Origin of the sequence: Lelliottia nimipressuralis (assembly GCF_041464075.1) — a bacterium.
Taxonomy (GTDB): Bacteria; Pseudomonadota; Gammaproteobacteria; order Enterobacterales; family Enterobacteriaceae; genus Enterobacter; species Enterobacter nimipressuralis.
This window is the reverse complement of the sequence record NZ_CP167172.1, coordinates 706,360-719,242: the sequence shown is the minus strand read 5'-3', so window position 1 is coordinate 719,242 and position 12,883 is coordinate 706,360. Positions and strand designations below refer to the sequence as shown.

The following is a 12,883-nucleotide window of genomic DNA, read 5'->3' as shown; positions in this document are numbered from 1 at the left end:
CATGATTGATTCGCCCCGCGTATGTGTTCAGGTGCAAAGCGTTTACGTCGAGTCTCAGTCCACTCCGGACGACGAGCGTTTTGTTTTTGCTTACACCGTAACCATTCGCAATCTGGGGCGGATGCCTGTGCAACTGCTCGGGCGCTACTGGCTTATTACCAACGGCAATGGCCGTGAAATTGAAGTCCAGGGTGAAGGTGTGGTGGGAGAACAACCTCACATCGCCCCTGGCGAAGAGTATCAGTACACCAGCGGTGCCGTCATAGAGACACCTATGGGCACCATGCAAGGCCATTATGAAATGGTCGATCCCGACGGCAATACCTTCCGTATTGCCGTGCCTGTTTTCCGTCTCGCCGTTCCTACATTCATTCACTAAAAAAATGTCTACATATCTCATTGGCGACGTTCACGGTTGCTACGATGAACTGATCGCATTACTAAAACAGGTCGATTTTACGCCTGGACAAGACACCCTCTGGTTGACGGGCGATTTAGTGGCGCGCGGCCCTGGGTCGCTGGATGTCTTACGCTTCGTCAAATCGCTGGGCGACAGCGTGCGTGTGGTGCTGGGCAATCACGATCTGCATCTGCTGGCGGTGTTTGCCGGAATCAGCCGCAACAAGCCTAAAGACCGCATCACGCCGCTGCTTGAAGCACCCGATGCCGACGAGCTGCTCAACTGGCTGCGTCGCCAGCCTTTGCTGCAGGTCGACGAAGAGAAAAAACTGGTTATGGCCCATGCCGGGATCACCCCGCAGTGGGATCTGCAGACCGCCAAAGAGTGCGCGCGCGACGTCGAAGCGGTGCTGGCGAGCGACTCCTATCCGTTCTTCCTCGACGCAATGTATGGCGATATGCCGAACAACTGGAGCCCGGAGTTAAGCGGTCTGGCGCGCCTGCGCTTCGTGACCAATGCCTTTACCCGCATGCGCTACTGCTTCCCGAACGGTCAGCTGGATATGTACTGCAAAGACACACCGGAAAACGCCCCTGCGCCGCTAAAACCCTGGTTTGCCATTCCTGGCCCGGTGACGGATGAGTACAGCGTTGTGTTTGGCCACTGGGCATCGCTGGAAGGCAAAGGCACGCCGGAGAACATTTACGGGCTGGATACGGGATGCTGCTGGGGCGGAGATTTAACCTGCCTGCGCTGGGAAGATAAGCACTATTTTGTGCAGCCGTCGAACCGGCATCTGGAGTTAGGGGATGGCGAGGCGGTTGCCTCCTGATATTAATGCCGGATAGTGGCGGCTTTGCCTTATCCGGCTTATGTTCAGGTCGTAAAACCCCGGTCAGCGAAGCGCCACCGGGGAATAAGACTTAACGACGTTCTAAAACTTCGAAGCAGTAGCTGTGCGAGTTCTGCGCATCAGCGTCGTGGAATTCGCTGAAGACAGATTCCCACTCGTCAGGATCGTAGTCAGGGAAATGCGTATCCCCTTCCACTTCTGCGTCAATGTGGGTCAGGTAGAGCTTCTGTGCTTTTGGCAGGAACTGCTCGTAAACACGTCCCCCACCAATCACCATAATCTCTTCTGCGTCACCACAGGCGGCAATCGCGTCGTCGACGGATTTTACCCATTCAACGCGATCGTCCGTGCCCGGCTGGCTACTGATAACGATGTTTTTACGACCCGGTAGCGGGCGACCGATTGACTCCCAGGTCAGGCGGCCCATCACTACCGGCTTGTTTAGCGTGGTGCGTTTAAACCATGCCAGATCGGCAGGCAGGTTCCACGGCATGGCGTTTTCCATACCGATAACGCGGTCTACCGCCAGCGCTGCAATCAGACTGATCATTGAAAATTTCCCGGATGCAAAAAATTGCCGCCACTATACGGAAAGCTTAATCTTTCGTCGACTGGCGGCAGAGTAAAGAACGGGAAATATTTCAATATTGCTGGCAACTCCTCTTCACGCGACAGGTTTACTCTCTGGCTCATCCTTCGGATCGCCAGTATGTTTACCCTCTTCCGTGCCTTGCCAACCGTGACGCTGGGTCAACGACAGATGATTGCGGTCTTCGTTGATGATCTCGGTCAGCATCGCGCTGGTGCGTTTCACGGCGGCGGCGCGGGACGTCGAATCATCATCGGCCATCTCAACCATCTCTTCGACCATATCGGTGTTAAAACGACGGAACAGATCGGCACGCTCACGCGCCTCATAGGCCCCAAGCCCCAAACCTTCCAGCGCCATACGCCCGGATTTCAGCGCCCCTTCGAATGTTTCACGCTCTGGCGCGTCCACCCCCGCCTGACGCAGCTTGATGTAATGGTCCACGTCGCGCGCCCGGGAGATGATTTTCAGGTTCGGGAAATGCTCCATGGCCAGTTCAGCTAACTGCAGGCTGGCCTGCGGATCGTCAATGGCATTGATCAGCACTTCGGCTTTCGCCGCTCCGGCGGACTCCAGCAGATCGACGCGCGTCGCATCGCCGTAGAAGACCTTCATACCGAATTTACGCAGGGTTTCGATATGGTCGGGATCGTGATCCAGAATGACCATTTTCACGCCACTGGAGAGCAGCAAACGGCCGGCGATCTGCCCGAAGCGGCCAAACCCAGCGATAATCACCCGCGGCTGCTCTTCGTCAATCTCATCGGCTTCGCGATCCTGCCCGCTGCCTGATTGTTCAAGACGCGTCAGGAGCACCAGCAGAATCGGCGTGGCGGCCATCGACAGCGCCACCGCCAGGGTCAGCGCTTTCGCCCACTCCGTATCCAGCACGTTCGCCATCTGCGCCGCGCCAAACACCACGAAGGCGAACTCGCTCCCCTGCCCCAGCAGCACGGCAAACCAGCGGCGCTGTTTATTCGGCACATTCAGCGGACGGGCGATCAGCCACAACATCCCCATTTTGATCACCAGGAAACCGGCCAGCAGAATGAGAATGCGCAGCGGGTGCGTCACCAGCGTCCCAAAGTCGATAGACATCCCGACGCCGATGAAAAACAGCCCCAGCAGCAGGCCCTTGAAGGGTTCGATATCGCTTTCAAGCGCATGTCGGTATTCGGAGCTGGCTAGCAGCACACCCGCCAGGAAAGCGCCCATCGCCATCGACAGACCGGCCTCCTCGAGCAGCAAACCAAAGCCGAAGACCAGAAACAGCGCCACGGCGCTGAACACTTCGCGCAGGCCGGAGCGAGCCACAAAGCGCAGCAGCGGACGGGTCACGTAGCGCCCTAACAAAATCACCAGCGCCAGCGCGCCAGCCACCTTTAGCGCCGACAGGGCAAAAGCCCCCAGCGTGGTGGACGAGCCGCTCGCCGCCAGCAGTGGGATCATCGCCACCAGCGGAATGGCGGCAATATCCTGGAACAGTAAAACGGAAAACGTGCTGCGCCCCATCTGGGAAACCGTCAGGTTGCGCTCATTCATCGCCTGCATGGCAATCGCCGTCGAGGAGAGCGCGAGCGTCATGCCGATAAGCTCGGCCACCTTCCAGTCCATTCCGAGCAGAATACAGAAGCCGCCCAATAGTGCGCCGCAGGCCACCATCTGCAGCGCGCCGCCGCCAAATACCGAGGCGCGCAGTTTCCACAGACGCTGCGGATCGAGTTCCAGGCCAATGACAAACAACATCAGCACTACGCCGATCTCAGCGAAGTGCAAAATGGACTCAGCGTCCGTGACCAGCCCCAGCCCCCACGGGCCGATGGCGCAACCGGCAATCAAATAGCCGAGAACCGATCCCAGCCCCAGACGCACGGCAACCGGAACAATCAGCGCAGCGGCCCCCAGGTAGATCAGCGCCTGTATTAGCGTGTGGCTATCCATGGTGGTGCTCCTGCCAGTCGAGTAAACGTTGTTTATAGTGACGCGCCTGCGCCTGTAGTGTTTCGTCGTCACAGACAAAAGTGCAGTGCATAGCGAAAGGCGGCAGCCACTGCAATCCGCAGTAGATTGCCGTCGCCTGCAGCGGCTGAGACAGCACCTCAAACCCTGGATGTTCGCCGATTTCGAAATGGCTTTCACCGCCGCCAGTGGTAACGGCCCACATCAGGCTTTTACCTTTTAGCGCGTGGCCGTTGTGCCCGTACGCCCAGCCGTGGGAGAAGACTTTGTCGATCCACAGTTTGAGCAGCGGCGGCGTGCTGTACCACTGCATGGGATGCTGCCAGACGATAAGATCCGCGCGGGAGATGGCCTCCTGTTCGGCGGCGATATCGATGTTGAAGTCGGGGTAGAGTTGATAGAGGGAGCGTATCTCAACGCCGTCGATTTCCCTGGCTTGTTCAAGCATCCGCTTATTCGCGTGCGAGTGCTGCGGATAAGGATGCGCATAAATTATCAGAATCATTCGGAGCTCTTAACGAGAGGAACATCTGATCAAGCATATCCCATTGGCGGTAAAACAAAAACGAGATACATAAGCCCGGTTAATATGACAGGGGCGTCACCGCATTCCGTGATGATGCTTGCGGCAAATCGGACACAGCGACGCCTGCGGGTGCCAGGCATAAAATGGGCGGGAGCACGCCGGGCATGACGTCTCAAACAGAGCGTGAACGACAGGATCCGCCCTCCCCGTCGCAGGCGCGATGGAAATGGCTTCGACAGGACAGACCGCCTCGCACGCTTTACAGCCGTGACACTGCCGGGCATCGAGGGTAAAGGAACCCGCCTTGAGCACGACGGCTTTTGGGGAACAGACCCGGCTGCACGCCGCGCAGGCCACACACGTTTCAGTGTCGAGGTGCAGCGCAAACTGATGATACTGCGGAAATGCCTTTGAAAGCGGCTCCAACGCAACCGAAACGCCCTTCTCCAGACCAGACAAACGGCGGCGTCCACGATTGAGCGACGCGTGCTCCGGCGGATAAATTTGCCAGGTTGGCTCATCCAGCTCGCGCAGTTTTAAATTGAGCGCCGCGATAGCAACGCCCCAGTGAGGATGTTCATCCAGATCGATTTCGACGCCACGAATATGATGCTGGACATGCCACAGCAACAGTTCATTGATTTCCGGTGCAATGGATGTGAAAGGTGCGATTAAGCGTTGCGCGCTGAGGTGTCTTCGGGGCGGCTCCAGGTGCGCAATGGCCTCCACGGGGCAGACAAACAGACAGCGCCCACAGCCAAGGCAAAGATCTTGGTTCAGCGCCGCGCCCTCACGGGTGATACTCAGCGCACCTGCGGGACAGGTGTCAACGCAGGCACGGCAGGTTGCACGTCGAAGCGAGCGGCGTAAACATGACTCGCCCACCGCAGGAGGCGGTGGGGAGTCAGCGAAAGCAAAACGAAACATCAGTGAATGCTAAAGAACGCAAAGCGCAGCAGGACTTCTGCTACCAGCAGTAACACGCCCCCCACATACAGCCACACCTGGCGACGGCCAAGTGCGCCATATGCAAAGGCCAGCATGCCGACGACAGAAAGGCTCCAGCCCCATAAACGCAGCTGTGCGGTTGCCTGAAACGCCTCCAGCGGCTGATGCGGGAACGTCAGCGCGTCAGTCAGACTGGCTCTGGCCAGCCACGACAGGTAAGGCATTTGCGTCAGCAACCGAACCAGCACGGCGGCCACGACCAACCCCATCATCCAGCGTGTCAGGGAGCTATTACGTAAAGGCAGCACCACACTCGCCACCACCGCACCGACAATAACGACCGAGCCATAGAACATGACCAGGGTGTTGGCATGCATCCAGGTGATCACCGAGGTATGCATGTAGATTTGGCTCATGCAAAACACATCAACCAGCCCTGCCAGCAGCGCCAACGGCATCAGCACTTTCCACAGCGCACCGTTCATCAGCGAGGCCAAAAAACCCAATCCGGCGACGGCCAGGAACAGGCTGGCAAACACGATTTCCCGGCTTAGCCACGAACTACTGAAATGGCGCAGCGCATTGAAGGCGTTAAGCGGATACCCCAGATGGAATACCGATGCCAGCAGGCCAAGTCCGGCCATTACGCAGACGATAAAGACCGGCATACGCGTGCGTTCCGTTGGCATTCGTGCGGAATAGCTCTGCGTTGTGCCAGTGCACAGGTTTAAGCTCACAAACAGCGTCAGCCCGACGGCCCCCTGCAGCAGCAGGGTAAACATTAATAGCGGCCACTCATGCATGAGGATTCTCCTTTTTCTCCGCACCCTGATGCGCTTTGATCACCAGGTTTGGCTGCGTGATCGCCGAATCAGGCAATCCCTTCACATCGCAAAGGTCGCCATATTTTTTGCGTAATTCCTCAATCGGGCCAAACTGAATTGCCCCCAGCGGGCAGGTTGCAACGCAGATCGGCTGCTCGCCCTGCGCCTGCAGATCCACACAAAAATCGCACTTCGACATTTGTCCGGTCTGCTCATTCAGCTGCGGCGCGCCGTAAGGACAGGACCATGCGCAGTATCCGCAGCCCACGCATTTATCCGTGTTCACCCTGACAATGCCGTCGCCAGGCCGTTTGTGCATCGCGGTGGTTGGGCAATTTTTCGTACAGACAGGATCTGCGCAATGATTGCAGGAGATAGAGAGCGTGTACGCGAAGACATTATTCTGCATGCCTCCCTGCCCCGTAGGCATAAAACCGCCGCCAGTCACTTCGTAAACCCGGCGAAAACGGCGCCCCACGTCCAGATTATTTTTATCTTTGCACGCGACCTGGCAGGCCTTGCAGCCGGAACAGCGTGAAGAATCGATAAAGAACCCGAGCTGCTTATCGCTCACGGGCGCAAAGTCCTTAAACTGACTCATGCTTCGCTACCTCCACCAGCATGGTTTGATGAGAATTCCCTTTCGCCAGCGCCGTAATTCGCGACGAGCTAAGTACGTTGGCACATCCGCCATGATCGATCCCTTGCGCATCGGGCTGCCACCAGGCGCCTGCCTGCATAGCGACGACGCCTGGGATAATACGCGGCGTCACTTCCGCCTCTACCAGGCTCACGCCGCGTGCGTTATGAATGCGCACCTTGTCGCCATGCACGATCCCGCGCGACTCAGCATCCCGTGGGTTAATCCACAGTTTTTGTGTCTGCACCTCCTGCAGCCAGGGGTTAGCGTACTGAGTTGAGTTCGCCCGGTTTTTGCCTTTCCAGGTAATGAGCTGCAAAGGGAACTGCTTCGCTAAAGGATCTTCCGGCCCTTCGTGCGCGGGCACATAGTGGGAAAGCGCCGGAATTTCCGGATGCTGCATGTCATACAACCGCTTCGAAAAAATTTCGATCTTGCCGGACGGCGTCGGGAAAGGATGGTTATCCGGATCGCGGATATTCTCCTCAAAGGCCACCCATGGGGCGCTCTTAAACAGATGACGGCGCTGGACCTGCAGTTGTTCAAAGGTCGGAAGATGTTCATCCGGCATCGACAGCCGGGTGTTTTCCCAGATGTGCTCGATCCACTGTTTTTCATCCCGGCCCTGACTGAACTCCGCTTCCACGCCAAGTTTTGCCGCTACTTCGCGCTGCCACTCATAGTCGCTACGGCGCTCAAACTCCGGATCGATGAGCTTTTCTGATAGCACCAGATAATTTGCCGTCCCCCAGGTTTCACCGATATTCCAGCGCTCCATAAAGCTGGTTTCTGGCAAAAGCAGGTCGGCATATTTCGCGCTGGGGCTCATGTAGAGATCGCTGACGACGATAAACTCGATTTTCGATTCGTCCTCAAGCACTTTCACCGTCTGGTTAACGTCCGGGTTTTGGTTCGCCAGATAGTTACCTGCCAGCGAGAACAGGATGCGGATGTTGCTGCTGAGTTTCTCGGCCCCTTTCAGGCCATCGTCCGGGCTGACTTTACTGGCATCTTCTGCCGCCTGGACCCAGTTCATGATGGAGATACTCGCTTTAACAGGGTTCTCCAGCGTTTCGGTTCCGGTAGTGAATTTTCGGTTGGCACATCCGCCGTAGCCCGCGGCCCAGCCGCCCATTACGCCGACATTGCCGGTCAGCGTGGCTAGCAGCGTGGAGCCTCTGGCGGTACGTTCACCGCAGTTATGTCGTTGCGGACCCCAGCCCTGAATCAGCGCAGCGGGTTTGGTGGTGGCGTAATCGCGCGCCAGCTGGCGAATCGTCTGCGCGGGAACGTGGGTGATTTTCTCGGCCCATTCGGGGGTCTTCACCACGCCGTCTTTTTTCCCCATCAGATAAGCCATCAGCGACTCATTCGCCGGAACGCCCTCTGGCATCGAATCCTCGTCAAAGCCGAGCGTGTGACGGGCGATAAAGTTTTTGTCGTGCAGATCCTCGCTGATAATGACGTACATCATCGCATCCATCAGCGCATTGTCGGTCGTCGGCAACAGTGGGATCCACTCATCCGCCAGCGACGACGTGGTGTCAGAATACCGCGGATCAACCACGATGAAGCGGGTGCCGTTTTGCTTCATCTGTTGGAAATAGTGGTTGGTGTGACCAAAAATCGTCTCGGTAGGATTGTGCCCCCAGAGGATCACCAGCGGGGTGTCTTTCAGGGTATCGAGGGAGTTTCCGCTGGCCGCGATGCCGTAAGTGTACGGCGTGGCCGCCACGGTATTTCCGAGGCTGACGGAGTGGTAGTACGAGAGATACCCGCCGGTCAGATTCAGCAGGCGTTTCATCATCCCGTCGCCGGAAAACGCCCCGCCGCTGGTGGCGGTATTGTTATGCATAAACCGCGACGCCGGGCCATATTTCGCCGTGATCCGCGTGAGGTTATCCGCAATCATCGTCGTGGCTTCATCCCAGGAGATGCGTTCGAACTTCCCTTCCCCGCGCTTGCCCACGCGCTTCATCGGGTATTTGAGACGGTCGGGATGATAGACGAATTTACGGTATCCACGGCCACGCACGCAGGCGCGCATAATCGGCATATCAGGATCGAGTTCGTTATCGGGGCGAGTGGTGATTCGTGTGACAACGCCCTCTGAAACATGAGCGCGAATATCACATTTTCCGCCGCAGTCGAAGGTGCTGCAGGTTGCGACCACTTTTTCCATCGACGGTGAGTCCGGCATGACGGCAGTCGTGTCTGCGACATCAGCGGAACGTGCAGTGCGGGATACAAAAGGAAGGGTCAGGAGTAAAGAACCCGATTTGAGGACGTTACGCCGTGAAATTTCTAAACCTTGCTTATCTGGTGCTTTTTGATGTTCTTCCATAATCACTCTCCATTTTTCAGAGCGTGATTCTCGCTTACCTCCTAAGGATTACGGTTGATATTCGTCAAGGATTAGATACAGCGGCGAGGCGCCGCTGTAAGAAAAAAAATGAATGAGAATTAGTTATCTAATTCACTCATGTTCTTCACCTGATCGCGGTTAATTTGCTCGGTTTTTCCGGTTTGTGCATTTTTATAGGAAACCAGACCGGTATCGTCATCGACCTGTGGTTTACCGTCGGTGACGATGGTTCTGCCATCCGTGGTTTCCACTGCCTGGTTAGATGAACAACCAGCAACGGTGAAGAGAGCTGCGGCAGCAAAAATTGAGGTGGCCAGAAGTTTATTTCGCATGGTGTTCTCCCTGCTTTTCAGTTGAATTTAATTATCGACCTAACCATTTTAGGCTAACTGACTGAAGAGAGATGGAAAACCAGAAGACTCTGAAGTGGAACGAAGAGGCGTTTGTTGTAGGCGGGTAAGCGAAACGCCACCCGCCAGAGGCTTGCGCGAACAAAAACGTGCCGGGTGGCAGCTTCGCCTTACCCGGCCTGCAACACCGTTACTTATTAATCTGCGCGTGCATTTCCTGCACCGAAATCACTTTCTCGGTGGCATCCGCGTTCAGCGCCATGGCTGTCGCGAAACCGCCGTTCAGGGTGGTGTCGTAATGCACTTTGTACTGCAGTGCGCTGCGGCGAATCAGCTTGGAGTCTTCAATCGCCTGACGACCTGCGGTGGTGTTGATGATGTAGGTGTACTCGCCATTCTTGATACGGTCCTGAATGTGCGGACGACCTTCATGCACCTTGTTGACCAGACGCGGGTTGATACCGGCCTCCCCCAGTACGATAGCCGTACCGTGGGTGGCATCCAGTTCAAAGCCCTGTTTCAGCAGTTTCGCGGCCAGGTCTACTACACGTTCTTTATCCCCTTCACGCACGGAGAGCAGCGCGCGGCCCTGCTTTCTCATGGTTGAGCTGCTGCCCAGCTGCGCCTTAGCGAAGGCTTCTGCGAAGGTACGCCCCACACCCATAACTTCACCGGTGGAGCGCATTTCTGGCCCTAACAGCGGGTCAACGCCCGGGAATTTGTTGAACGGCAGCACTACCTCTTTCACCGAGTAGTACGGTGGGATGATCTCTTTGGTCACGCCCTGCTGGGTCAGCGTCTGGCCCGCCATCACGCGCGCCGCCACTTTCGCCAGCGGGATACCGGTGGCTTTGGAGACGAACGGTACGGTACGTGCCGCACGCGGGTTAACTTCAATCAGGTAAACTTCGTTATCTTTCACCGCGAACTGGACGTTCATCAAACCGCGCACCTGCAGCTCGAAGGCCAGTTTCTGCACCTGCTGGCGCATCACATCCTGAATTTCCTGGCTCAGGGTGTAGGCTGGCAGGGAACATGCGGAGTCACCGGAGTGTACGCCTGCCTGTTCGATGTGCTCCATGATGCCACCAATCAGCACCATTTCGCCGTCGCAGATGGCATCCACGTCCACTTCTACCGCGTCGTCGAGGAAACGGTCGAGCAGCACTGGTGCATCGTTAGAGACGCTCACCGCCGTCTGGAAGTAGCGACGCAGGTCGGCTTCGTCGTAGACGATTTCCATCGCACGGCCACCCAGCACGTAGGACGGGCGCACCACCAGCGGATAACCAATCTCTTTCGCTTTCTCAACGGCCATCTCAATCGCAGTGACGGTGGCGTTGGCCGGTTGTTTCAGCTTCAGACGGTCAACCGCCTGCTGGAAACGCTCGCGGTCTTCTGCGCGGTCAATCGCATCCGGGCTGGTGCCGATAACCGGTACGCCTGCCGCTTCCAGCGCGCGCGCCAGTTTCAACGGGGTCTGGCCGCCGTACTGCACGATTACGCCCTTCGGCTTCTCGATGCGCACGATTTCCAGCACGTCTTCCAGGGTCACCGGCTCGAAATAGAGGCGGTCAGAGGTGTCGTAGTCGGTCGATACCGTTTCCGGGTTACAGTTGACCATGATGGTCTCGTAACCGTCTTCACGCAGCGCCAGAGAGGCGTGTACGCAGCAGTAGTCAAACTCGATGCCCTGGCCGATACGGTTTGGACCGCCGCCCAGCACCATGATTTTGTCGCGGTCTACGGACGGATTCGCTTCGCACTCATCTTCATAAGTGGAGTACATGTAGGCGGTGTCAGTTGCGAACTCAGCGGCGCAGGTGTCCACGCGTTTGTAGACCGGGTGCAGGTTGTACTGGTCACGCAGCTTGCGGATTTCGGATTCACGCACGCCCGCCAGTTTAGCCAGACGCGCATCGGCAAAGCCTTTACGCTTCAGCATACGCAGGAAGTCCGCGTCAAGACCGGTGATGCCCATCTCAGCCACTTTCTCTTCCAGTCGCACCAGCTCTTCAATTTGCACCAGGAACCAGCGGTCGATGTTGGTCAGGTTGAAGACGCCATCCACGGAGAGGCCCGCGCGGAACGCATCGGCGATGTACCAGATACGCTCAGCGCCTGCGTCTTTCAGTTCGCGACGAATTTTGGTCAGCGCTTCCGGGTCATCGAGGCTCACTTTCGGGTCGAAGCCCATTGCGCCCACTTCCAGGCCACGCAGCGCTTTCTGCAGAGATTCCTGCTGAGTGCGGCCAATCGCCATCACTTCGCCGACGGATTTCATCTGGGTCGTCAGACGGTCGTTTGCGCCCGCGAATTTCTCGAAGTTAAAGCGAGGAATTTTGGTCACAACATAGTCGATAGACGGCTCAAACGACGCAGGAGTGCGGCCACCGGTGATGTCGTTCATCAGCTCGTCGAGGGTGTAACCTACCGCCAGTTTCGCCGCCACTTTCGCAATCGGGAAGCCGGTCGCTTTCGATGCCAGCGCCGAGGAGCGTGAAACGCGCGGGTTCATTTCGATAACAATCAGGCGACCGTTTTTCGGGTTCACGGAGAACTGCACGTTAGAACCGCCGGTTTCGACGCCGATTTCACGCAGTACCGCCATCGAGGCGTTACGCATGATTTGATACTCTTTGTCGGTCAGCGTCTGGGCTGGCGCAACGGTGATGGAGTCACCGGTGTGGATGCCCATCGCATCGAAGTTTTCGATTGAGCAGACGATGATGCAGTTGTCGTTTTTATCACGCACCACTTCCATCTCGTACTCTTTCCAGCCAATCAGCGACTCATCAATCAGCAGCTCTTTGGTTGGGGACAGATCCAGACCGCGTTCGCAAATCTCTTCAAACTCTTCGCGGTTGTAAGCGATACCGCCGCCGGTGCCGCCCATGGTGAAGGACGGACGGATGATGCACGGATAGCCCACGTCAGCGGCAACCGCCAGCGCTTCTTCCATGGTGTGTGCGATGCCGGAGCGCGCGGTGTCGAGGCCGATTTTTTTCATCGCCACGTCGAAACGGCGGCGGTCTTCAGCTTTATCAATCGCGTCGGCGGTGGCACCAATCATGGTCACACCGAATTCCGTCAGCACGCCCTGACGTTCCAGTTCCAGCGCACAGTTCAGGGCGGTCTGGCCGCCCATGGTTGGCAGTACGGCGTCCGGACGCTCTTTTTCGATGATTTTGCGCACCACTTCCCAGTGAATCGGCTCGATGTAGGTCGCATCGGCCATTTCCGGGTCGGTCATGATGGTGGCTGGGTTAGAGTTCACCAGGATTACGCGGTAACCCTCTTCGCGCAGGGCTTTACACGCCTGTGCGCCGGAGTAGTCGAATTCGCAGGCCTGGCCGATGACAATCGGGCCAGCGCCAAGGATCAGGATGCTTTTTATATCTGTACGTTTTGGCATGGTGTTCTCGGCTC

At 57.1% G+C, this 12,883-nt stretch carries 11 protein-coding genes; 2 read left to right on the top strand and 9 right to left on the bottom strand.

All coding sequences use genetic code 11. From position 1 onward, the window contains the following. Position 1 precedes the first annotated feature (1 nt). Together apaG and apaH are read left to right on the top strand one after the other, a co-directional pair. Positions 2-379 carry a Co2+/Mg2+ efflux protein ApaG gene (gene apaG / locus ACB496_RS03395; RefSeq protein ID WP_100777674.1) on the top strand — a complete coding sequence of 126 codons (378 nt, stop codon included), beginning with the start codon at positions 2-4 and terminating at the stop codon, positions 377-379. A gap of 4 nt (positions 380-383) precedes the next feature. Beyond that, a complete protein-coding gene (gene apaH / locus ACB496_RS03390) occupies positions 384-1,232 on the top strand; it encodes a bis(5'-nucleosyl)-tetraphosphatase (symmetrical) ApaH (RefSeq protein WP_100777675.1) in 849 nt (282 codons plus the stop codon). Positions 1,233-1,323: 91 nt separating this feature from the next. Here apaH and folA read toward each other — a convergent pair whose 3' ends face one another. From folA to carB, 9 genes are all read right to left on the bottom strand, one after another. Beyond that, the gene (gene folA / locus ACB496_RS03385) at positions 1,324-1,803 is read right to left on the bottom strand and encodes a type 3 dihydrofolate reductase (RefSeq protein ID WP_100777676.1); all 480 of its coding nucleotides are present in this window, start codon (positions 1,801-1,803) and stop codon (positions 1,324-1,326) included. Positions 1,804-1,917: 114 nt separating this feature from the next. Then, on the bottom strand, positions 1,918-3,783 hold the full coding sequence (kefC, locus tag ACB496_RS03380; RefSeq protein ID WP_100777678.1) for a glutathione-regulated potassium-efflux system protein KefC: 1,866 nt from the start codon (positions 3,781-3,783) through the stop codon (positions 1,918-1,920). Beyond that, entirely contained in the window at positions 3,776-4,306 is a 531-nt protein-coding gene (kefF, locus tag ACB496_RS03375; RefSeq protein ID WP_100777679.1) for a glutathione-regulated potassium-efflux system oxidoreductase KefF, read from the bottom strand. Before kefF ends, kefC begins: the two co-directional genes overlap by 8 nt. Positions 4,307-4,402: 96 nt before the next feature. Then, positions 4,403-5,254: a 4Fe-4S binding protein gene (locus ACB496_RS03370; RefSeq protein WP_371974435.1), complete on the bottom strand. Its 852-nt coding sequence runs from the start codon at positions 5,252-5,254 to the stop codon at positions 4,403-4,405. Continuing rightward, positions 5,254-6,078, bottom strand: a complete 825-nt coding sequence (locus tag ACB496_RS03365) for a dimethyl sulfoxide reductase anchor subunit family protein (protein ID WP_371974433.1) — start codon at positions 6,076-6,078, stop codon at positions 5,254-5,256. Before ACB496_RS03365 ends, ACB496_RS03370 begins: the two co-directional genes overlap by 1 nt. Further along, positions 6,071-6,700, bottom strand: coding sequence for a DMSO/selenate family reductase complex B subunit (locus ACB496_RS03360; protein ID WP_371974432.1), 630 nt, complete (start codon positions 6,698-6,700; stop codon positions 6,071-6,073). The genes ACB496_RS03365 and ACB496_RS03360 overlap by 8 nt, the downstream gene beginning before the upstream one ends. Further along, positions 6,687-9,083 carry a DMSO/selenate family reductase complex A subunit gene (locus ACB496_RS03355; protein ID WP_371974431.1) on the bottom strand — a complete coding sequence of 799 codons (2,397 nt, stop codon included), beginning with the start codon at positions 9,081-9,083 and terminating at the stop codon, positions 6,687-6,689. Before ACB496_RS03355 ends, ACB496_RS03360 begins: the two co-directional genes overlap by 14 nt. A gap of 119 nt (positions 9,084-9,202) precedes the next feature. Next, the gene (locus ACB496_RS03350) at positions 9,203-9,436 is read right to left on the bottom strand and encodes a YgdI/YgdR family lipoprotein (protein ID WP_100777684.1); all 234 of its coding nucleotides are present in this window, start codon (positions 9,434-9,436) and stop codon (positions 9,203-9,205) included. A gap of 208 nt (positions 9,437-9,644) precedes the next feature. Beyond that, on the bottom strand, positions 9,645-12,869 hold the full coding sequence (gene carB / locus ACB496_RS03345; protein ID WP_371974429.1) for a carbamoyl-phosphate synthase large subunit: 3,225 nt from the start codon (positions 12,867-12,869) through the stop codon (positions 9,645-9,647). Positions 12,870-12,883 lie beyond the last annotated feature (14 nt).